21 protein-coding genes are annotated in these 21950 nt (G+C 46.8%); 13 read left to right on the top strand and 8 right to left on the bottom strand.

Annotated features, from left to right (window positions below):
• Window positions 1-55 precede the first annotated feature (55 nt).
• Genes TW84_RS07515 through TW84_RS07480 form a run of 8 tightly spaced genes read right to left on the bottom strand, consistent with a single transcriptional unit; the run spans window position 56 to window position 7113 of the window.
• A complete protein-coding gene (locus tag TW84_RS07515; RefSeq protein WP_045975041.1) occupies window positions 56-862 on the bottom strand; it encodes a diguanylate phosphodiesterase in 807 nt (268 codons plus the stop codon).
• Window positions 855-2945: a flagellar biosynthesis protein FlhA gene (gene flhA / locus TW84_RS07510; protein ID WP_045975040.1), complete on the bottom strand. Its 2091-nt coding sequence runs from the start codon at window positions 2943-2945 to the stop codon at window positions 855-857. Before flhA ends, TW84_RS07515 begins: the two co-directional genes overlap by 8 nt.
• A gap of 30 nt (window positions 2946-2975) precedes the next feature.
• Window positions 2976-4103 (bottom strand): flagellar biosynthesis protein FlhB, encoded by a 1128-nt coding sequence (flhB, locus tag TW84_RS07505; protein ID WP_045975039.1) that lies wholly within the window; start codon window positions 4101-4103, stop codon window positions 2976-2978.
• Window positions 4100-4876, bottom strand: a complete 777-nt coding sequence (fliR, locus tag TW84_RS07500; protein ID WP_045975038.1) for a flagellar biosynthetic protein FliR — start codon at window positions 4874-4876, stop codon at window positions 4100-4102. The genes flhB and fliR overlap by 4 nt, the downstream gene beginning before the upstream one ends.
• Window positions 4876-5145 (bottom strand): flagellar biosynthesis protein FliQ, encoded by a 270-nt coding sequence (gene fliQ / locus TW84_RS07495; RefSeq protein WP_006963035.1) that lies wholly within the window; start codon window positions 5143-5145, stop codon window positions 4876-4878. The genes fliR and fliQ overlap by 1 nt, the downstream gene beginning before the upstream one ends.
• 11 nt (window positions 5146-5156) lie before the next feature.
• Window positions 5157-5915 (bottom strand): flagellar type III secretion system pore protein FliP, encoded by a 759-nt coding sequence (gene fliP, locus TW84_RS07490; RefSeq protein ID WP_045975037.1) that lies wholly within the window; start codon window positions 5913-5915, stop codon window positions 5157-5159.
• Between the two features lie 14 nt (window positions 5916-5929).
• Window positions 5930-6298 carry a flagellar motor switch protein FliN gene (gene fliN / locus TW84_RS07485; protein ID WP_045975036.1) on the bottom strand — a complete coding sequence of 123 codons (369 nt, stop codon included), beginning with the start codon at window positions 6296-6298 and terminating at the stop codon, window positions 5930-5932.
• A complete protein-coding gene (locus TW84_RS07480) occupies window positions 6298-7113 on the bottom strand; it encodes a FliM/FliN family flagellar motor switch protein (RefSeq protein ID WP_045975035.1) in 816 nt (271 codons plus the stop codon). Before TW84_RS07480 ends, fliN begins: the two co-directional genes overlap by 1 nt.
• A gap of 496 nt (window positions 7114-7609) precedes the next feature.
• On the opposite strand from TW84_RS07480, the gene TW84_RS07475 reads away from it, so the two are divergent.
• The 13 genes from TW84_RS07475 (at window position 7610) to TW84_RS07415 (ending at window position 21921) form a co-directional block, all read left to right on the top strand.
• A complete protein-coding gene (locus tag TW84_RS07475) occupies window positions 7610-8434 on the top strand; it encodes a MotY family protein (RefSeq protein ID WP_045975049.1) in 825 nt (274 codons plus the stop codon).
• Between the two features lie 2 nt (window positions 8435-8436).
• Window positions 8437-9768, top strand: a complete 1332-nt coding sequence (locus tag TW84_RS07470; protein ID WP_045975034.1) for a sigma-54-dependent transcriptional regulator — start codon at window positions 8437-8439, stop codon at window positions 9766-9768.
• 12 nt (window positions 9769-9780) lie between these two features.
• A complete protein-coding gene (fliE, locus tag TW84_RS07465) occupies window positions 9781-10137 on the top strand; it encodes a flagellar hook-basal body complex protein FliE (RefSeq protein WP_045975033.1) in 357 nt (118 codons plus the stop codon).
• 3 nt (window positions 10138-10140) lie between these two features.
• The gene (gene fliF, locus TW84_RS07460) at window positions 10141-11889 is read left to right on the top strand and encodes a flagellar basal-body MS-ring/collar protein FliF (protein ID WP_045975032.1); all 1749 of its coding nucleotides are present in this window, start codon (window positions 10141-10143) and stop codon (window positions 11887-11889) included.
• Entirely contained in the window at window positions 11852-12871 is a 1020-nt protein-coding gene (locus TW84_RS07455; protein WP_045975031.1) for a flagellar motor switch protein FliG, read from the top strand. The genes fliF and TW84_RS07455 overlap by 38 nt, the downstream gene beginning before the upstream one ends.
• Before the next feature lie 3 nt (window positions 12872-12874).
• Window positions 12875-13624, top strand: a complete 750-nt coding sequence (gene fliH, locus TW84_RS07450) for a flagellar assembly protein FliH (protein WP_045975030.1) — start codon at window positions 12875-12877, stop codon at window positions 13622-13624.
• Window positions 13617-14963 carry a FliI/YscN family ATPase gene (locus TW84_RS07445; RefSeq protein ID WP_045975029.1) on the top strand — a complete coding sequence of 449 codons (1347 nt, stop codon included), beginning with the start codon at window positions 13617-13619 and terminating at the stop codon, window positions 14961-14963. The genes fliH and TW84_RS07445 overlap by 8 nt, the downstream gene beginning before the upstream one ends.
• Window positions 14964-14973: 10 nt before the next feature.
• The gene (locus TW84_RS07440; RefSeq protein ID WP_045975028.1) at window positions 14974-15414 is read left to right on the top strand and encodes a flagellar export protein FliJ; all 441 of its coding nucleotides are present in this window, start codon (window positions 14974-14976) and stop codon (window positions 15412-15414) included.
• A 76-nt stretch (window positions 15415-15490) separates the two neighbouring features.
• Window positions 15491-16861 carry a response regulator gene (locus tag TW84_RS07435; RefSeq protein ID WP_045975027.1) on the top strand — a complete coding sequence of 457 codons (1371 nt, stop codon included), beginning with the start codon at window positions 15491-15493 and terminating at the stop codon, window positions 16859-16861.
• 179 nt (window positions 16862-17040) lie between these two features.
• Entirely contained in the window at window positions 17041-18009 is a 969-nt protein-coding gene (locus tag TW84_RS07430; RefSeq protein ID WP_045975026.1) for a M23 family metallopeptidase, read from the top strand.
• Window positions 17895-18335, top strand: a complete 441-nt coding sequence (locus TW84_RS24000) for a bactofilin family protein (protein WP_157634013.1) — start codon at window positions 17895-17897, stop codon at window positions 18333-18335. Before TW84_RS07430 ends, TW84_RS24000 begins: the two co-directional genes overlap by 115 nt.
• Window positions 18336-18587: 252 nt before the next feature.
• Window positions 18588-20240, top strand: coding sequence for an ATP-binding cassette domain-containing protein (locus tag TW84_RS07420; protein ID WP_045975024.1), 1653 nt, complete (start codon window positions 18588-18590; stop codon window positions 20238-20240).
• The gene (locus TW84_RS07415) at window positions 20233-21921 is read left to right on the top strand and encodes an ABC transporter ATP-binding protein (RefSeq protein WP_045975023.1); all 1689 of its coding nucleotides are present in this window, start codon (window positions 20233-20235) and stop codon (window positions 21919-21921) included. Before TW84_RS07420 ends, TW84_RS07415 begins: the two co-directional genes overlap by 8 nt.
• Window positions 21922-21950: the final 29 nt, after the last annotated feature.

The following is a 21950-nucleotide window of genomic DNA, read 5'->3' as shown; positions in this document are numbered from 1 at the left end:
ATTTAGTGAAGTTGATTCCACTAATCGCCACTGTAAGCGCCGATTAGTGGGTTGATTAGATGTCGTATTCGTTGGTAAATGTCTTAAAAGAGAGCGAGGTCGGGATATCACTGAAGTAGCCAAAATAGTAACTGGCACCCAGTAACTTATATTGATTGAGCTCTTTTTGGCAAGCAACCCGACTGGCGACCCACTTTAATTTGTGCTTTTTCATAAAACGCACGATGGGCAAAAAGGCCATGCGATCTTGCTTTTCTTTCAATGACACCGAGAGTTTCAGCATGGAGGGTTGATAGTGAGCAAGCTGTTCAAGCAAAGTGCAGGGCGGAGTCACTTCAAACCACAGCGCATAAGCACATTGTTCCACACGCTCGATCAGTGCTTCTACCGACGTATGAAACCCCAAAGATTGACTGAGCTGCAATGAAGGAATGACATGTTGAAATGCTTTCTTATGACAAAGCAGCACTTGTTCTAAAAACTGTTCACCCGGTGCCCAAACGAGTGCATCAACCTGAAGAGGCACCACTACATTGCTGATCAAATCAGGATGAAAGGTTTCGAGTTGAAAGCCTGTTTGGCGCAGGGCTAGGTATAGGCTAAATAAGTCTAAGCAATAGGTGACTTTTTGAGACAGGTCGAATTGATACACGCTTTGTTCGCCATCACCGCCAAACCTGAGAGTCAGGTGCTGAAACTCGACTTCGCCAGAGTCAGTAGAGCGGATAGCCTGACAAGCATGTCGGATGTCATTGTGGACCAGTGCTTGATGGATGATTTGGTCGTCTTCGGTCTCGAGATGTTCTTCCATGAGCTTGGCGATGTATCGGTACATCGCCTGATTTGAGTTGAGGTTAGCCAAGGTTTCCTACCACGTTGATTTGTTTTGTTTCTGGTATTTCGTTGTATGACAATACCGCCAATCCTTGAGAAAACGTGCGAGCATAGCGGGCAATCAAGGGTCTAAGTTGTGGCATCACAAGAAGTATGGGAGCCAGCCCTTGCTGTTTTAGCTGCTGTTTGATCAAGGGTAAATTTTGTTGGAACTGAGACAGAATGTTAGGCTCGACAGGAAAACTGTCGAGGTTCACATTGCCACTCGCTTGTGCCTGCTGTAGAGAGGTCATCAGCATTTGTTCCAGTTCGTCAGAAAGGGCATACACCTTGAGTTCCACTTGTTGGCCAGCGATCAAGTTCACCAATGTTCGGCGTAATGCGCAGCGCACATCGGCTGCCAAAAGTATAGGGTCTTTGGTGTTTTCTGAAGACTCGAGCATGGTGTTCGAGATAGTACGAATGTCTTGCAAAGGCACCTGATCGAGTAAAAGTTGACGATACACCTTGAGTTGTTGCCCTGGATTGAGCGCTGCGCCAAGTGCTTCGGCCAATTTCGGTGCTTGCTGTGTCAGTCGCTGCATCATGGCGTCGACATCATCATGATTAAACAGCTCGGAAAGATGGGTTTTGATCACTTTACTGATATGAGTAGCGATCACCGTTGCATCGTCTACCACCTGATAACCCATGTTTAACGCTTTAGCTTTATCCGTATGTTCAATCCACACCGCTGGCAATTGGTAAGCCGGATCACTGCCGAGAATGCCATCGACCTCGCCATATGTTTCGCCAACGGCAATCGCCATCAAACGCTCTGGTTCAATAAAGCCTTGCTCTATGGTTTCTCCATTGAGTGAAATGGTGTATTGATTAGGTTTTAGGCTCAAGTTGTCGCGAATGCGCACTTCTGGCAGTAAGAAGCCGACTTGCTCAGACAGGTTGCGTCTTACACCTCGGATTCGTTGGGTGAGCGGTGCTCCTTGTTCTTTGTTGACCAGATGAACTAATCGGTAGCCAAGTGCTAATGACAGTGTGTGCACATGTGGAATATCTTCCCAGCTCAGTGGTGCGTCTTCCTGCTGCATGGCTTGAGTGAGCACTTCGACGTCTTCAATCTGAGCATCATGAACTGGGCTCTTGTGTTGTCGCCAAGCTGCAAATGCGAGTACGGCTGCGAAGGTAAAGAAGGCCAAGTGGGGCATTCCCGGTACCATGCCAATAATCAACATCACAGCTGAAACGGTAAACAGGGTCGCCGGTGACGCCAACAACTGCTTTTGCATGGTTTCTGACATGTCGTTATCGCTATCGTTGATGCGAGTAACGATAATCGCGGCTGCGGTTGCTAAAAGCAGCGATGGTATTTGGGCGACTAAGCCATCACCAATAGTCAGTAGGGCATAGGTTTTGAATGCTTCTGAAGCGGCAAGTCCGTGTTCGAACACACCAATGCTGATACCCCCTGTGATGTTGATGAACAGGATCAACAAGCCGGCAATTGCATCACCACGAACAAATTTTGATGCACCATCCATAGAACCGTGGAAATCAGCTTCGTTGGCGACTTCACGTCTGCGCTGTCGAGCGGCGTCCTGATCGATCAACCCCGCATTAAGGTCTGCATCGATTGCCATCTGTTTACCGGGCAAAGCGTCAAGCGTAAAACGTGCCGATACTTCTGAAATCCGTTCGCCACCTTTAGTGATCACGACGAAGTTTATGATCATCAGGATAACGAAAATTACCATACCGACCACATAGTTACCTCCGATCACCACTTCACCGAAGGCTTGAATTACCTTACCCGCAGAATCGCCACCATTGTGACCTTCAAGTAGGACGACTCGAGTCGAGGCGACGTTGAGGGTTAAGCGTAATAGAGTCGCGACCAACAGAATGGTTGGAAAAATAGAAAAGTCGAGTGGACGTTTTGCGGTAGTACTGACCAAGAGCACCAAAATGGCGAGCACGATATTAAAAGTGAACAAGGCATCCAGCAGTAGGGGAGGTAGTGGCAGGATGACCATTGCCAGCACCATGAGTAAGACCAGCGGAATACCGACAAAGCCTTTTGTGGATTGTTGTATCTGTTTTAACCGATTGAGCATAGGTGGGTGTCCTTGGGTGTATACGGATGATCAGTGTTGTAAATGCTTTGGAATGGCGAAGTGAGGTAAAGGCATCGGCTTATCACCATTCCCGGTACGGAATGCTTTTAGTTGCATTACGTAGGTCAGAATATGCGCCACAGCGATGTAGAGCTGACTTGGTACGGCTTGCTCGATTGCTGTGGTGTAGTAAATAGAACGGGTCAGTGGTGGCGAATTGACGATTTCGACCTTGTTTTCACGGGCGATACGTTGAATGTGCATTGCCGTTTCATCGACCCCTTTAGCGACCACAAATGGAGCGTCAGATAAAGCAGGGTCATATTTCATCGCTACGGCATAATGGGTCGGGTTGGTGATGACCACATCCGCCGTCGGTACCATCTTATCAATTTTACGTCGAGCAAATTGTTGCTGAATCTGACGAATACGTTGTTTGACCTCAGGTCGTCCTTCGTTATTTTTGTACTCTTCTTTGAGCTCCTGTTTGGTCATTTTGAGCTCTTTCATGTGTTCCCAGCGTTGGTAAGGGATATCAATCACGCCGAACAACAGCAAAGCGAACCCCATCATTAACAGTCCTTCGAACAGGATCTGCATGACATTAACCACACCTTGTTCAAGCGAGAGTCGCTGCATTCCCAACAAAGGTTGCAAGTGGCTATCGAGATACGCGTAAAGCACGCCAAAAATAACCAGCACTTTGAGGGTAGACTTGAGCAGTTCAACCAATGAACGGGTGGAAAATATGCGCTTGATGCCGCTAAGCGGGTTAAGTTTACTCAGTTTAGGAAAAGCATTTGCTAAACGGAACATCCAGCCACCCAGCACCATCGTGCTCGCCAGTGTCACGGCAATAATCACGATGAACATTGGCAGAAGCAGGGTAATGATCATGCCAAGGCTATGACCGAGCTGCTCGATCATTTGCTGCGGATGAGCAAGGTCTTGCTTAGTTAATGCCATGTTAAAACGAAAAATACCGGCGACGCTTTCCCAAATAACAGAAAGTTGACTGTAGAAATACAAAGCTACTGCGAGAAAAATAGCAGCAGTGGTGAATTCTTTCGCTCTGGGTATTTGGCCTTCCTGACGCGCCTTTTTGATTTTCTGCGGGGAGGCTTTTTCGGTTTTGTCCTGTGACGATTGTTCGCTCATCCGCCCCCCAACATGAATTGATTCATAAAACGTAGGGTGTCATTGACCAGCACTGTATATCGACCTGGTACGCCTGACACAGAGATAAGGACACTGAATAGCCCAAGTAACATGGTCATCGGAAATCCTAATGCATAGACATTTAATGAAGGCGCAGCGCGGTTCATTACGCCAAAACTGATGTTCGCTAACAACATAGAAACAATGGCGGGAAGCGCCAGTGCTAGTGCTGAAGCGAACATCCAGCTAAACAAATTGACGATGCCTTGCAAAGACGCTGTCGTCAGGCCAGAACCGACTGGCCAAACAACAAAGCTCTGGATAAGCACATCAATCACCACTAAATGGCCTTCGAGAGATAAAAACAATAAGGTGCTGAAAATCAGGAAAATACGACCAAGAATAGCGACAGACATGCCATTAACAGGGTCGTTCATCATCGCCATGCCTAAGCCCATCTGCATTGAGACAATTTGGCCCAGCGTTGTAAAAATACTAAACAACATGTGCAAAATCAGGCCAAAGAACAGCCCCCAAATGGCTTGCTCAAAGGCGAGAAACAGTGAGGTCATTGAGAAAAATTCGACGGTTGGCATCGGTGGCATCAGTGGTGCTGAGACCATCACAATTGAAAGGGCTAGCAAGCTACGTACCCAAACCGGTATCAATGAGTCACCAAAGAAAGGCATGGAAATAAACACGGCGCCAATACGGAAAAAAGGCCACCATAACTGGCCAAGCAGGCGAGATATTTCTGCGAAGTTGACTTCCATCAGCCAATCATTCCAGGAATGTTGTGGAACAGGTAGTCAAACAACTCCATGATTTTGCGCAGCATCCAGTGTCCAGCAAAGATCACCATCAAAAGGGTGACCAGTAGCCTTGGCAGAAAACTCAATGTTTGTTCATTGATTTGCGTGGCGGCCTGGAAAATGGCAATGCCGAGGCCAACAATCAGACCTGGCACAACCAATACCGCAACCATAGTGATGATCAGCCATACAGCATTGGAAAACAGCGTGACGGTCATTTCTGGTGTCATGTGAACTCCTGTTATCCAAAACTGGCGGATAAGGTGCCGACAGTCATGGCCCAGCCATCGACTAGAACAAACACCACCAATTTGAATGGAAGTGAGATGATTAATGGCGAGAGCATCATCATACCCATTGCCATAAGGACACTCGCGACGACAAGGTCAATGATCAGAAAAGGAATAAACAGCATGAAACCGATTTGAAAAGCGGTTTTTAGCTCACTGATAACAAAAGCGGGCAGAACCACGGCAAATGAGATGTCCTCTAGCGCAGTATCGAGTGGTTCATTGGCAATGCGTAACATTTGCTCAAGAGACGTTTGTTGAGTTTGTGCCAACATGAAATTACGCACGGGTTTTTCTGCGATAGAAAATGCTTCCATTAAGGTAATTTCGCCCTGGTCGTAGGGTTGGAAAGCATTTTGGTAAATATCCGTCCAAACGGGGCGCATGATCAACAGCGATAACGCGAGTGCAATACCGACTAACACTCGGTTTGGTGGACTTTGTTGTAACCCCAAAGCCTGACGAAGAATCGCGAGAACCACTATAATGCGAGTAAAGCTGGTGGCCATCAGTATAAATGCAGGGAGAAAACTCAGTGCTGTCATTAATAACAGAATCTGTAGTTTGACACTGTACTCTTGCTGGGTTGCTCCGTCGCTGACCGATAAGATGGTTAAGCCTGACTCATTCGCTACAGAAGGGAACGCGAAGAGCAGGCCAACCAAACCGATTAGGATCCCCCATCCCTGAAAGGAAGGTGACTTAGTCATGTTTCAGTGAATCCTTACTGAACCGCAGAGGCCAGAGCCGAATCGACAATATCAATCAGTCTCAAACCATATTTTTCGTTAACTACGACCACTTCAGCGTGGCCCATCAAGGATCCGTTGACTTTTACGTCTAGAGGTTCGCCGTTGAGTTTGTCGAGCTCTATGACACTGCCTTCACCGGCTTTCATCAAGTCGCCCAACGCGATGTCTTTACTGGCAACTTCCAGAGTAACAGTCACAGGAATATTCTTGAAAAAGCTCAGATCACGTTCTGGGGTTGGTACCTCAGTATTGATAATGTCGCTGTGAGTCTCTTCCAGTTGAAAGTCATCAAAGTTCAGCTCTTCACCATTAAATGCGTGGTTCTCTGTTGTCTCGCTCATTAAAAAGATTCCTTATCTTGATTAAGAATTAAAACTAGCTGGCCATCATTCTCCGCGACTCGACCAGAAAAAAGGTGTTCTTGGCCAATACTGACGGGAGCTGAAGACAATAATTCGATCGGTAACACATCGTTAGGCTGCAGTGAAATTAACTCACTGAGCGGTATGGTTTTTTTACTAAGTAAGACATTGAGTTTGACTGGTGTTGAAGTCAGAGATTGACAAAAAGACTCGTACAATGACCCTTTGGGCTGCAAGTCCAGTTGTTCTGTCAATGTGACGACAAGCATTTCGTCTAGCTTAATGTGTATAGTGCCTTGGTGGTCGTTCAGGCTGACGTCAATGGTGGCGTAAAGACCTGTCCCTTGTGCTGGCTCGAACTCGCATTTAGACCACATCTCCTCTGGAGCCAGCCAGTTAATAATCATCCGGCCGATTTTTTCCTGAAGACGCAAATCACTGTTGTTCAGTGACGTGTGGCTTCTTTGCATCTTGGCGTCGTAAAAGCTGTCAGCTAACTTAATTAGAGTCTGACTATCGGCATGGATAAATACTTGCCCTCCACCATCATGACGGAAAGTACTGATAGAAGACTTATCCATTTCATTTGGTGTAAAAGTATGCAGTGAGACTAGATTTATATTAGCTTCTGCATGATGCGTTTTTAACCAGTTTTGCAGCTCATAAGTCAGGCCATTACACGAGCTGGATATTAGATCTTCCAGTTTATCCCGAATAATGTGAATAGGTTTCCCTAACGATTCTATGCTTAGAGTCTGATAATCTGGAATAGATATCTTGCTGCTACTTTCCATTTATATTTTACCATGTCTTGACAAAGCGATTTTTGAATTTTCTAACTCAATTGGCGCAAGTTTACATAGAAAAATTCGTTATAAATAAGCCTGATCTATAAAATTTGTGACTTTACTCCATATGTTGATTTTAAGTCGTTATATATATCTTCTCATAAAAAATAAAACAGGTTAGTTTGCGATGCATGCGAATGACAGTTTTAAACATTTATTAGCCTGTTATTCTGTCTTATCTTCATGGTTTTAAATGAATTTTATTGATTTTTTACATGTTAATTACAATTGCTTTCGTATTAGGAAGCAATGTGCAACATATAGACAACTTATAATTTGTTTAAATCCCATTAGATATCTTATTAATTCGAAATGGATGATTAGTCTGTTTATTTAATGGCGCTCATATAACATCATGAACACGAAGGCTCAGAAAATATATTTAATAGCTTTACTCTTCCATTGCTCCTCTTCACTGGCAACAACTGAAGTTGAAGTACCCATGGATGAAGTCAATTGGCTTTATAATGGGAACAGCTTGGTATGTAATCTTAAATATGAGAATCCTTCCTATGGGAAGTTTTATTTCCGCTCTGAGGAAGTAGGTAAAATATATTTACACTCCCAGTTTGAAGCGAATAATAAAAATTGGAATGACGGAAAGTTATATAGTTCTCCTGCTCCATGGAGTAGGGAAAGTGATCCCAAGTTTATAAGTCCTAATGCCACTATTAATAAACAGCGTTCTGTTTTTCAGCATAATATACCTGAATTGTTGAACAATATTGAATCAGGGCATTGGATAAAACTCGCGTTTAGCGGAAGTCACCCTTCCGACAGTCGGACTTATCTTTTACCCACGATCCGTATTCAAAAAGCGCTCGCTCAGTTTCACCGTTGCCAAACTTCATTACCTAGCATGCCTTATGCTCAAGCGCGCAATATCACACTGTCATTTGATCTAGGCCAGCGTCAGCTAACGACTCAACAAATCGATACGCTTAGTGCGCTATACACGTACATACGCGCTGATAAAAATATCAAAAAAATTCTTATTGACGGCTATACCGACAACATCGGGTCTAAGGTCGCGAATCTCACTATTGCTAAGCAACGAGCAGATTTGGTTGCGAAAGCACTTAAAAAATCAGGCGTAGAGGCCGCAAGAATAGAAATAAGGTCTCATGGTTCTCGATACCCCATCGCCAATAACTCAACACTAGAAGGGCAGGCTAAGAACCGACGCGTGACTTTAAGGCTGGTGCGCAATGATGAAGCAGTGATACCAAAACAAAATAATAAAATTAACGATAGGGAAAAGGCTTAAAGATGGCAGAGACCAATATCTTGTTAGTAGAGCCAAGAGATGAGTTCGCCCAGCCAGTCATTAGAGTGCTAGAAGAGGCGGGTTACCATGTTACTCATTCTCGTACTGGGCGGAGTGCACTGCTTGAAGGCTCGGCGTCGATTACGCTGGTGAGTTCAAATTTGCCTGACATGTGTGTCAGAGAGTTTGTCAGTTGTCATCAAAAGACATCAAGCAATGGTGTCGCTATTGCAATCGTAGAACAAGAGCAGGGGATCTTAGCCGCTGAAACTATGAAAGCTGGTGCGACGGATTACCTACTTCGTCCATTTGAAAACAGTCAGTTGCTCAACCTTTTACGGCGTGTTGAAGTGATTGGTAAGCCCATGGCTAATATTGTGGCTGAATCATGGCGCAGCAAACAGGTACTACAGTTGGCGCACCGTGCAGCTTGTACCAATGCCAGTGTGTTAGTGACCGGAGAATCTGGCACAGGTAAAGAAGTGTTGGCGCGTTATGTCCATGAGCACTCCCCACGCTCGAACGGCCCTTTCATTGCGGTAAACTGTGCCGCTATTCCCGAATCTATGCTTGAAGCTGTCTTATTTGGCCACATGAAAGGTGCGTTCACTGGCGCGACTCATTCTCAAAGCGGTAAGTTTGAAGAAGCCAATAACGGAACAATATTGCTCGATGAGATCGGAGAGATGTCGCCAGCGGTCCAGGCAAAGCTTTTGCGTGTACTTCAGGAAAGAGAAGTCGAGCGAGTTGGCAGTCATAAGCCCATTCAGCTTGATATTCGAGTCATTGCTGCAACCAACAAAGATCTGCGTGAAGAGGTGAAAAACGGCACATTCCGTGAGGATCTCTATTACCGTTTGGATGTTTTACCCCTGCATTGGCCGCCACTGCGGGAACGCAGTGAAGACATACTGCCGATCAGTCAGTTTTTCATCAACAAATTTCAGGATGGCAGTCAGTGTCATCTTTCTCAGGACGCGATCATGGCGCTCAGCCATTATCACTGGCCTGGTAATATCCGCGAGCTGGAAAACGTGATTCAGCGTGCACTTGTCATGCGACATGGTGACTACATTACTGCCCATGATCTGATGCTACCCGTTGAGTTAATCAGCCCTGTCCAAACCACGACGCCTTCCCAAAGCATGGGGCACGTTGAGGTCAAGAAACAGGCTGAATACCAGTACATTCTCGAACAACTTCGTCAGTATGGCGGCAATCGCACCAAGACAGCTAACGCACTTGGCGTTACGACCCGCGCGTTACGCTACAAGTTAGCGGCAATGCGTGAACAAGGTATTGATCTACAGTCGGCCCTAGGTTCGGCTGCTTAAGGAGGATAAGTTATGGCAAGTCAACCAATAAACAGTGCGATGACCGCAGAACAATTGATGCTATCCAAGATGGATGCAATGCGTGCTCAGATCCAACCTGAGTTTGTGGTTTCAGCGAATCCACTTGATGTGCAGCAGGTGAATTCGCCGCTCTCATTTTCCACAGCAATGACCAATGTGCTCGATACGGTCAATCAGCATCAATCAGTGGCCAGCCAGAAAATGACCGCGGTCGAAACAGGCCAAAGCGATGATCTAGTCGGAGCCATGATCGCTAGTCAGAAAGCCAGCCTGTCATTCAACGCTTTGATGCAGGTACGTAACAAGGTCGTGACCTCGTTTGAAGATATTATGAAGATGCCGGTGTAACCCATGTCAGACTTAACAACCCAAGTTGCAGGTGGCGGAACATTTAGCGCTGCCAGTACGCAAACCTCCTCCACGCGAGGAATGGAAGATTTCACTCATAAATTGAAACAGCTGTGGTCAAACAGTCAGAGAAATCTGGTTCTGTCCGCGGTTTTGGCCGCTATCGTGGCGGCAATCATAGTGGTCGCACTTTGGAGCTCAACACAGAGTTATCGCCCGCTTTACAGTCAGCAAGAGAGGTTTGATACTGGTGAAATTGTCTCTGTCCTCGAATCTGAAGGTATCAATTACCGACTTCAAGAGCAAAATGGCCAAGTACTAGTGCCAGAAGGACATGTGGCCAAAATCCGAATGTTGCTCGCAGCAAAAGGCGTTAAAGCCAAGCTGCCAACCGGCTTAGATTCCCTTAAAGAAGACAGTTCCCTTGGCACCAGTCAGTTTATGGAAACCGCTCGCTATCGTCATGGCTTGGAAGGTGAACTGGTACGTACCATTATGTCACTCAATGCAGTGTCTAACGCTCGTGTTCACCTAGCAATACCGCGTCAAACCTTGTTTGTTAGACAAAACAGCGAAGCGCCTTCAGCGTCAGTCATGCTTGAGCTTAAACCTGGTGAAGATCTGAAGCCGGAACAAGTTGAAGCGATTATCAATTTGGTTGTTGGCAGTGTGACAGGAATGAAGCCTGAGTTGGTCTCTGTGATTGATCAATACGGTCGTTTGTTGAGTGCCGATGTCGCCTCAGCGGAAGCGGGTAAGGTCAATGCAAAATATCTTGAATATCAGAAGAACGTTGAAAAACAAATCATTCAACGTGCTTCAGACATGCTGACGCCGATTGTTGGACCGAGCAACTTCCGTGTGCAGGTAGCGGCAGATCTTGATTTTAGTCAGGTCGAAGAGACTCAAGAAATTCTTGATAATACCCCGATCATTCGCAACGAGCATACTATCTCCAACAACTCGACTGATCAGATAGCACTCGGTGTTCCGGGAACATTGAGCAACCAGCCTCCAGTCACTGGTGAAGCGCCAACTCAGGATAGCAAAAATACCAATACACGCTCTGAAACAAACCGCCAGTACGCGGTGGGCAGTAGTGTGCGACGAACACATTATCAGCAGGGCCAGATTGAAAAACTCAGTGTGTCTGTGTTGCTTAACCAGGCGGCCGCACCTAATGGTACCGCTTGGACCGCAGAGGAAAAAGCACAAATCTCGACCATGGTTACCGACGCGGTAGGCATTGCGGCTGACCGTGGCGACACTCTTAGCTTGATGAGTTTCAGCTTTACACCGCTCACGATTGAGGCACCACCGACCATTCCATGGTGGCAGGATCCCACCGTTCAGCAACCTATGCGTTACGTGATAGGCGGTATGCTAGGGATGGCGATGATTTTCTTCGTGCTGCGTCCACTTATCATGCATTTGACGGGTTCGGACATGCGTTCGCAAGAGCTGGAGTTCGCTGATCCTCAGGATGACCCTATCTACGAAAATCTGCAAACAAGAGAAGAACGTGAGCGAGAAGAAGCTTTGAATCGAAAACTATCGGAAAAAGGCATTGCCGCTTCCACTGGCTTGGATGTGGGGAACGACATGCTACCACCACCTGGGTCGCCACTGGAGATTCAACTGAAACACCTACAGTTAATCGCCAACGAAGAACCTGAACGAGTCGCCGAAGTACTAAAACAATGGGTAAATGTGAATGAACACAGCAGAGTTAAATCAAAAAGCAACGCTTAGTTACGTAGAGCAAACCGCTCTGGTACTTCTCGGCATGGGGGAAGATGCCGCGGCCAAAGTGCTGCGCAACTTCACCCGAGATGAAACCCAGCGTGTTACTAAAGCAATGGCGAAGCTCAGTGGAATAAAAAGTGATCGTGCTCATGGCATTATCCAGCACTTCTTCGAAGACTTTCGGCAGCACAGCGGCATTCGCGGTGCGTCGAAAGAGTATCTATCGAATACCCTGCGCAAAGCGCTGGGGAATGACTTAGCCAAAGGTCTTCTCAACAACTTATACGGTGATGAGATTCGCAATAACATGAAGCGTTTACAGTGGGTGGATGCTGACATTTTAGCTCGATTCATCGCCAATGAGCACCCAGAGATGCAAGCCATTTTTCTGGCCTACTTGCCTGCAGAAAGCTCATCGACGGTACTTAAGCATCTACCTGAAGATTATCATGACGAAATTTTGTACCGGATTGCCCGGCTGCAGGATATTGACCATCAGGTCGCCAGTGATCTCAACGACCTCATTGACCGCTGTATTGAGCAGGTATCGGCCAGTCAGAGTGCGCCATTATCTGGAGTCAAGCAAGTGGCAGACATCATCAACCGTTTTGAAGGTGACCGTGGCTCGTTAATGGAAATGCTCAAGTTGCACGATGAAGAGGTGGTGAGTGAGATTGAGCTCAACATGTTCGACTTTTTGGTGCTTGGTCGACAGACAGAAGAAACACTGGATACTTTGGTTCAGCAAGTCCCACTTGAACTTTGGAGCCTAGCTCTTAAAGGGGCGGAGATACTTCTACAACAAACGATAAAGAGTGCGATGCCACAGCGTATGGTCAAAGCGCTGGAAGATGATATGGAAATCCGTGGTGCTGTCCCTCTGAGTCGTGTTGAACGAGCCAGACACGAGGTCATGCAGATCGTGCGTGAATTGGATGAAGAAGGTGAAATCGAACTCGTGCTTTATGACGAACCGACAGTGGAGTAATGCATGTCAATAATGAAATCCAATTTATTGCAAGTTCCTGCATCTGGGTATCGTATTCACCGCTTTCCACCACTGGCTCAGCCAGTGGTCAATGAGGATGAATTTGCCATAGAAGATTCTTGGCAAGATTCTCAGATAGATATCCAACAAAAGCTTGAGGAAGGGTTCCAGACAGGCCTCGAACAGGGGCACGAAGAAGGTCTGCGTCAAGGGCTGAATCAGGGTAAGCAGCAAGGGTTATTGGAAGGACAAAAAGAAGGCTTCCAGCAAGGCTTTGTCTCCGGCGAACAGTCCGGTAAGCAAGCTTTCCTTGAAGCGGCTAAGCCAGTTAATGAGCTTTATCAAACTTTGTCGCGCTGGCAATCTGAACGTGAGCAGCAACAGCGACACATCATTTGCGAGCTGGTACAAAAGGTTGCCCAACAGGTGATTCGAGCAGAACTCACTCTGATGCCACAGCAAATCTTAGCGCTTGTAGATGAAACACTTGAAGCGATGCCAGGAAAAACCGAGAAAGTGACGGTGCACCTTAATCCTCAGGATCTTGACCGAATTACCCAAATTAACGCGGAATTGCCTAAAGAATGGAAACTGGTCGGTAACCCAGAATTGCCGACGGGGGGCTGCCATCTAGTGACTGAAGAGGCTGAGGCCGATGCCAGTTGTGATTCTCGTTTACAAGCCTGCATGGACAACGTCAAAGAACACTTGCTCGACGAAGTGACACCTGTGGTAGAAGAGCATAATGAGTAATACCCTCGCATTTGAGCTTTTGTCTGAGCGAACCAGTGAAGCGATTGCTTCATTGGATTCTATTCCTGTGGCTAGAGTAACGGGCAGGCTGGTAAAGGTAACGGGGATCATGCTTCAAGCAGTAGGGTGCCGTTTTAAGCTTGAACAGCGTTGTTTAGTTGAAACCGCTGAAGGTGACATGATTGAAGCTCAGGTCGTCGGCTTCGACCATACTATCGCTTATCTGATGCCAATTCGTCGACTTGGTGGTTTGTTTGCTGGTGCGAAAGTGATTCCACTGGATGGCGATAGCACAGTGCAACTTGGCGAAAACTGGATGGGCCGAGTCGTCAACGGATTGGGTGAAACCCTTGACGACGGCCCTCAATTGCACGGAGGGGAGCGAGTTTCGCTTGAACCTAGACCGATAAATCCCCTTAAGCGTAGGCCGGTGGATTCGCCGCTCAATGTTGGGGTACGAGCGATGAATGGCCTGCTTACTGTTGGCAAAGGCCAGCGTATTGGTCTGATGGCCGGCAGTGGTGTGGGGAAAAGTGTTTTGATGGGAATGATAACTCAAAACACGGAAGCAGACGTCATTGTGGTCGGTTTGATTGGTGAGCGTGGTCGTGAAGTGCGCGAGTTTATTGAGAGAAACCTAACACCTGAAGCTCGTGACAAGGCGATCATCATTGCTGCACCAGCAGATGAATCGCCCCTGATGCGCCTTAGAGCCATGCTGTTGTGCCATCGAGTCGCAGAGTATTTTCGCGACAAGGGCAAAGATGTCTTGTTGATGGTGGATTCTTTGACTCGTTATGCGATGGCACAGAGAGAAATCGCCCTGTCCTTGGGGGAGCCCCCTGCTACCAGAGGCTACCCGCCTTCGGTGTTTAATGCTTTACCACAGTTGCTTGAGCGCGCTGGTAACAGCGAAAACCAAAACGGTAGTCTGACCGCTATTTATACCATCCTTGCTGCAGGCGATGACCAGCAAGATCCCGTGGTGGATTCGGCGCGGGCCATTCTTGATGGGCATATTGTCTTGTCGCGTAAACTTGCAGAACAAGGGCATTATCCAGCGATTGATATAAATGCTTCAGTGAGTCGCTGTATGACGGCTTGCTCCCAGCCTGCCCATCTGACCTTGGCAAACGAGTTTCGCAAAACTTACTCGAACTACCTTCAGGTTAAAGACCTACTGCCACTCGGAGGTTACCAGCCGGGACAAGATCCTGAATTGGACCGCTCAGTAGCTCTGTATCCACAATTGACGGCATACCTCCAGCAAGCCGCTGATTGCTCTGTGGATTTTTCTCAAAGCCTGACAGAGCTAGCTCAGCTCTTTCAATCAAATTAGGAATTAACGTATGGAAGCGAAATTGCGTGCTGTGGAGAAATTTCAGAAAATTCAGAAAAAGCATCGAGATCTGATGTCGGTGCAGTTAGAATCGCTTCGTCAACAACATGCTTCAGCTCAACAGCGTTTGCAGCAACTGATGGATTTGAAGAGCCAGACGCAGCCTAGATCGAGCTATGTCACGTCCTCGCATCGAGAGGCGTTACTCAATCGTAGCCGTGTGGAACAGATGCTCCATAAACTGATTGTACATCAACAGCATGAACAGCAAGTGATGCAAGCAGAGTGCGCCTCGTTGCAAAAACAACTTGAAACTAAGCATCTCAGAGTCAAAGGTCTAGAAAAAACCCTCGAATGTTGGAAGGAAGCGCACAATTCTGATGTTCGACACAAGGAAGAGCTCGCGTTAGAAGAGATTATCAATAGCCGATTCGCACAAAAAGCTCAATAATTCGTCACCCGCAAGGCTTTGCGTCCCCTTAAACTGCATCAAGCCTAATTTAGCTAAGAATAAGAGAAAGGTTGGTATGCTTAAGTTAAGAGATGCAAATGTCCTTATAATCAAAGAATTTCCCAACAAAAACATTAGCATATCTAGCCTGATGCTTTCTTTGGGAATCAAGCAACATAAGATAATCCATCTCAATTCGCCTCATGAAGCGCTCAATCGTACCTTCCATGGCCGGTTTGATATTCTGATCTGCGATCAGAGCTTTCGCAAAAACACCGTCAAGTCACAGGACTTGATTCTCGAGCTGAGAAAGTCGCAGACCATTGATGAGCGTTCGACAATCATTATGGATTGCGCGGATAGTAGTACTCGTGATAGCTCTTATTATTTGGGTGATGTTCACCTTAAACCGGAAGACAATCAACGCGATGTCAGCGTTCTGATCCGTAAGGTGTTTGAAAAGAAGAACAAAGTCTGGCCATTGCTTCAGCGTAACGATATCGAGTGTGCTGACGAAATGGAGAAGCGCTACCAATTCTTTGAGCAGCATTACTTCGAATATCAGTATGATTTCAAACTTAATCGTGCCCACTACCATCTCGTTAAACGTGAGCTTAAGCAAGCGACGGAGCTCTATGGTGCTTTGATAAAAGAAGCGGGTAAGCGCGATTACTCGCTGGAAATCAGCCTGTTCCTCAATGCACTGGTATTAAATGCCCAATCTGAGGATGCTCTTGAGCTGTATAACAAGTTCCATTCTGCTAAGTTCCAACTCGGTCAGCCGTTTGATGAGATAGGCTCGTTGCTGATGTTGCAAAATGGCAGTGTACAGCAGGCCTATCGTCTGCTGACTCGCTCAGGTTCACGTTGGGGACTCAGTTTAACTCAACATACATCCTTGGCGCTGATGAGTATTGCAGCGGGCCGATATGATGATGCTCTGGTGCACTTTTCCTCTGGACTTAATGCGGCCAAACTGATCAATCGAGATGTGGCTCAGCACACGCTAAACTATCTCTTTGCTTTATTAATGTTATGGATGAGAAGCGAAGAGGGCAGTGGCTTGTATGAGAAGAAATTTCATCAGGTTGTTAAAGAAATGTCTCGTCATAAGCTTACAGATAGTGAAAGTCAGCATCTGGCGATAATTCAGCTTCATTCTGAATTCCTCACTGGTGTACGCCAAAGTGCCGAGTCTGTGCTGGATAGCTTTACCCGTAAGCTTGACAAGGTGAGCTGTGTGGCAAAAATCCACGCCCTATATCTTTCAACGGGCTTGTCCAGCAAAGACAATCTTACCCTCATTTTTGACCACCTTCTCCATCATGACAGTGTGTTTATGTTTGAGCCACTTCCTCCTATCTGTGCTGTGTTGGTTAAACGTATCGACTTTAAACAATTTGCCAGTGACATGAAGCGTTTTAGTCGCGAGAAAGTCGCTGAGTAGTTGAGACTCTATTTTTAGTACCACAATAGGCAAAGCGACCAGTTTTACGCGCGAATTAAATTCAATTTTTATCTCTGGGATAAGGTTTCCGAATTGGAAACCTGCCTCTTTTCGCGTCGTCGTGCCCTGATAGAATTCCTCTCACTTTAATGATTGTAAGAGTGTGTCATTGAACAAGTATGGAATCTAATCACTTAACCGTTATGGTCACAGGCATTGAAGGAACGCGCTTTTTTAATCTTTCGTTCCGGGCCATTAAAGGGATTAAGTACTCACTCCTTTTTATTGTAGTGGTGTTCTGTACCCTGCTCGGACTTTTGTCGATTTTAGCAGGTGATGCCTCTGACTCTGAGCGAGAAAAAAGTGAGTTACTGAGCAAAGCCTCTTCTCTCGAACAAGAGCTCATCCGCTCACATGAATTTCAGAGTGATTTGGAAAGCCACCTGACAAGAAAGAAGCAAGACCTTGCTTATGTGACGGACAAACTGCGCGATATTGAGTCTGCGCTAGCGCTTTCTAACGAATCGTTAGATCTAAGGGAACGAGTAGACAGTGCTGGGCTCAGTGCCGCTGTTCGTCATCAAATGATGCAACTGATACCCAATGGACGGCCAGTCAAGGCTGGTTACCTTTCTTCCCATTATGGCCGTCGAGTGCATCCTGTTACCAAAGTAAAAACCATGCATCATGGTATTGATTATGCGGTGAATGCTGGGACACCTATTTACGCTCCAGCCGATGGCATTATTGAAGTGGCGAGAAAGAGCAATAAGGGATCTGGCAATTTCATCAAGCTGGCGCATTCCTTCGGATTTACTTCTTCTTACTCTCACCTGAGTGCATTCAAGGTGAAGCGTGGAGATTACGTTAAAAAAGGTGATTTGATAGGCCTATCGGGGAACTCCGGATTGTCGACTGGATATCACCTGCATTATGAGGTTCGTTTGGTGGGGCGCTCTCTGGATCCACTGCCTTTCACCAAATGGGAAATGAATAACTTTGACTCGATTTTCGAATCGAATAAGGACGTAAAATGGGATTACTTGGTAAACAGAATCGAGAATCAAATAGCCACTGCTCTCAAACTGTCATCGCGGAAGGAGGCTACATTGAGGGACAGCTCAAGCTTACTTGTAACATCCAGATAGATGGTCAAATAAAGGGCAGTATTGAAACCGATAGAAGTGTCACTATAAGCGCTACGGGCTCAGTCGATGGGTCGATTCGTGCAGAACGCCTGATTATCAATGGTCGCTTTCTGGGCAAGGTTTACACCAAAAGTTTGGAGATTCTCGAACACGGCTACCTTGAAGGAGAGGTGTCTGCGACAGAGTTTACGATTCAGAAAGGTGGCGTCTTTCTAGGCAATTCAAAAAATGTTTCCACAGAAGAAGTGGTCAACTTAGACGCGGCGAAAAAGACCTCAAAGACAAAAGCAAAAACCGAACAAGGTAAAGTCGAGCAGTGTGCTTGAGTGTTGAGTTCGAGGATGTCTCCCGAATTGAGGGAGATATTAAACACCGCCCGCATCCCACCTAGGGCGTTATCTCGCCAACCTACTAGCATCATGACATCTCATTCACTGGTTAAATGTGCTAGGGCAGGCTGACTTTTTGCTCTCTCGTCGAGTGACCAATAAGGACGGAAGTCGCCATTTTAACACCTGATTACGTTAGTGGCTCCCGACAAACTGCCGGACAATACTCTCTATTTGTCGGGAGTATGTATGTTACTGTCAAAGGGCATGGGGCGAAGCGAAGCACTCAAAGCCATGCTGTACAGTGAGCGTCGCCAGGTCACTCTTTCATTAGGCAGCGCGGTCATGTGCAGTCTAATAGAAGTTGTACCTTGGTTATGTTTGCTTCTCTCTCTCGAAGCCATGGCTTCTGGAGAGTCACCAATTGAGTATCTGTTGGTATTCGTTAGCGCATTGTTTGCGCGCTATGGATTGTACGCTTTTGCGGTTTGGTTGGCGCATTTAGCCGCGTATCAGATTATCCAGAAAACGCGCCAACACATTGTTCGTGCTTTGGCATCCATGAAAATCGAACAGCTCCGAAGCTTGAAGCGAGGAGACATAGAAAAACGACTCTCGGATGACTGTCAGAGTCTTGAGCCACTCATTGCCCATCATGGTACGGATGTAATTAACGGTCTTATGATGCCCGTACTGCTCACCATACTGATGGGGTACATAGACTGGCGTCTGGCGTTGATCGCACTGTTGCCTTTGCCTGTGGCACTGGTTGTTCAGATTATGTTGATGAGTGGTTTCCGTCATCGGCAAGAAAAGTACATGCAGATCGTTGCCGATATGCACCAAGCGCAGATGGAATTTTTGCGTAGCATTGGTGTCATGAAACTGTTCTCCGTCGATGTAGATTCATACTTGACGCTTAGCCGCACAATTCGTTCCCATAATAAAATCGTAACTGGCTATACTCGTGTCATGGTTGGCGCTTGGGTGACGTTTGTTACACTGGCTCAGACATCACTCATGTTGGTTGTGCCTGCTGCCATCGCATTGGTTCAAATGGGACAGTTGTCGCATGCAGAGCTGGTAATGGTGGTTTGTATCAGTGCGGGTATTTTAAAACCTTGGCTCGATCTGACTCAGGTTTTTTCTCAGATACAGCAATCATTTGTGGCCGTCGATCGCCTCCTTCCTTTCTTTCACTCTCGTCAGTCTGTGGTACCAAGTTATGTGGCCCCGCTAGCCACTCTTTCCTGCACTCAGTTGACGCTTTCTCGAGCAGACAATCCGCTATTGAGTGAGATAAATGTCGAATTTTATCCCGGGGAACGGGTGACGATCGAAGGAGAATCTGGCGCGGGGAAAAGCTCTTGGCTAATGACCTTGACTGGAGCTCTGACTGCGGACAAAGGTGATTGGCGTGTCAATGGTATGCCGATGAAGGGTTGGGATGATGTAACACGCAGCCGTTATGTGACGAGTGTCGATCAACAGGTGGCCTTCTTCTCCGGTTCATTGCGTGACAATCTGTCATTGACTAGCGAGGCATTGCATGATGATGAGCTTTGGTCACTGTTGTCGCTAATGAAACTGAAAACCTTAGTGATGAAATTGCCCCACGGTCTGGATTCCTCTATTGGCGAAGCTCAGCGTTTATTCAGTGGTGGAGAAATGCAACGTCTGGCAATCGTAAGGGCGGCGTTGGCTAAAACGCCAGTGTTGATTCTTGATGAAGCGACAGCGCATCTTGATCAAATTTCTGAGCAAATGGTGCTAGAAGGACTTCGTGACTATCACCCTGAACAGATTCAGTTGATTATCAGTCATCGAGCGGATCGAGTTAAGCAAGTGAATCGTCGCTTCCGAGTGGAGGAGGGTAAAGTGCAGGAGAGTGGTGATGACTAGTATTCAGATCTTGATACGCCATAGTGGTATCAGTGCTCGGCAGTTCTGGAAAGGACTTGCTGGAAAGCTGGTGGTGGAAGCCTTGCCTCTATTGGTGTTTGGTGCGCTTTTTGTTTGGCTTTTGAGCCCAGAATCAGTGTCTTGGCTGACGGTAGGATCGCTCTCATTGATGGTGGTGGTGAGCCAATGGTGGTTTGGCCAGAGTGCCAAGCAGACATTTCTCGGTGCATATAGCATTACTCATGGACTGAGAAGCCAGCTGTTGACGGATATTCGAAGACAACCTCTTGCTGCACTAAAAGGCAAGCGTCTCGGCGAAAAAATGAAACTTCTGACTGCAGATTTGAAGCAGTTTGAAGATATATTCAGTCATCTATTAGCGGATTTCATTTCAGCGTGGGTTGTGCCATTTGCCATGCTATTGGTGATTGGCTTGGTTGACCCTGTTTTAGGGGCTGTTACTTTGGGGATATTCGTGTTGGCTCTGGGGGTGTTAATGCTCGCGGAGAGCACATTCAGTCAGCGAGCACAGCATCATCACAGTATGAATAGTGAGGTCTCCAGCCGACTGTTAGAATATGTTGACTGTCTGCCTATGCTACGTGGCTTTGCCCAAAGTGAACGTCTGGCGGCCCCTTTGTGTGACAAAATAGAGCAACAACGAGCCGCTGGCCTTGGTCTGGAATGGGCTGGTGGAATGGGTGTTCTTATCGCTACATTGATCACTGAGCTTGCACTGGTGCTAAACCTTGGCCTCGCAAGTCTGTTTTTGCAATCTGATCAGCTGACATGGCCAGAATGTTTAGTGGTGATTGTGGCAAGCGTGGTTTGTATCCGTCCTTTAACCCGAATGACGGTTTATGCCGCGTTATTGCGATATATGCTCAATGCCGCCGACCGTTTGCAGGCGCTCGCTCAATTGCCTCAACAAGCAGCGAAAGGGGAAGCTCCTGCTGGGCACGATATCGTCATTGATGACCTATATCTTACTATTGATGAGCAAAAGATACTGAGTGGTGTCAACCTTACCATCCCCAAAGGGCATCGTATCGCTTTTGTGGGACCAAGTGGAGCGGGAAAATCCAGTCTTCTGGATGCCATTGCTGCTTTCCATATTCCCTCTTCGGGTTCTATAAATATTGGCGGACGCAGCATTGATGAGATCGGAACTCAACACTGGTATAAACTGATTTCCTATGTCACACAAGATGTTCAACTGCTCGGTGGCAGTTTACGAGACAACTTGTTACTTGCGAAACCAGAAGCAAGCAGTGAAGAGTTGCAACAAGCGATTGAGGCCGTCGGTTTGTCTGCCTTAGTGGCGGGTTTACCAAAAGGTCTGGATAGTCATATTGGTGAAAACGGTAACCAATTATCCGGAGGTGAGCGCCAGAGAGTATCCATTGCTCGTGCCTTGCTGCATGATGCTCCGATTCTCCTATTGGATGAGATTACTTCGGCGCTGGATGAAGCCACGCAAAATGAAGTATTGGCGTCGATTGCCAGATTGTCTGAAGGGAAGACCGTGATTACTATCGCCCATCGCTTAGACACCGTTCAACATGCCGATACTATTTACTACTTAGAGGATGGCAAAATTGTTGATTCCGGAGCCCATGATACCTTAATGGCAGAAGGAGGGGGCTATCAGCAATTGTGGCTTGCTGGCCAAGTCGCCTAGAAATCCCGGACAGCAAAGTAAAAGCCTCG

The sequence above is a fragment of the Vibrio neptunius genome (assembly GCF_000967495.1).
GTDB classification, from domain to species: Bacteria; Pseudomonadota; Gammaproteobacteria; order Enterobacterales; family Vibrionaceae; genus Vibrio; species Vibrio neptunius.
This window is presented reverse-complemented; position numbering and strand designations above follow the sequence as displayed.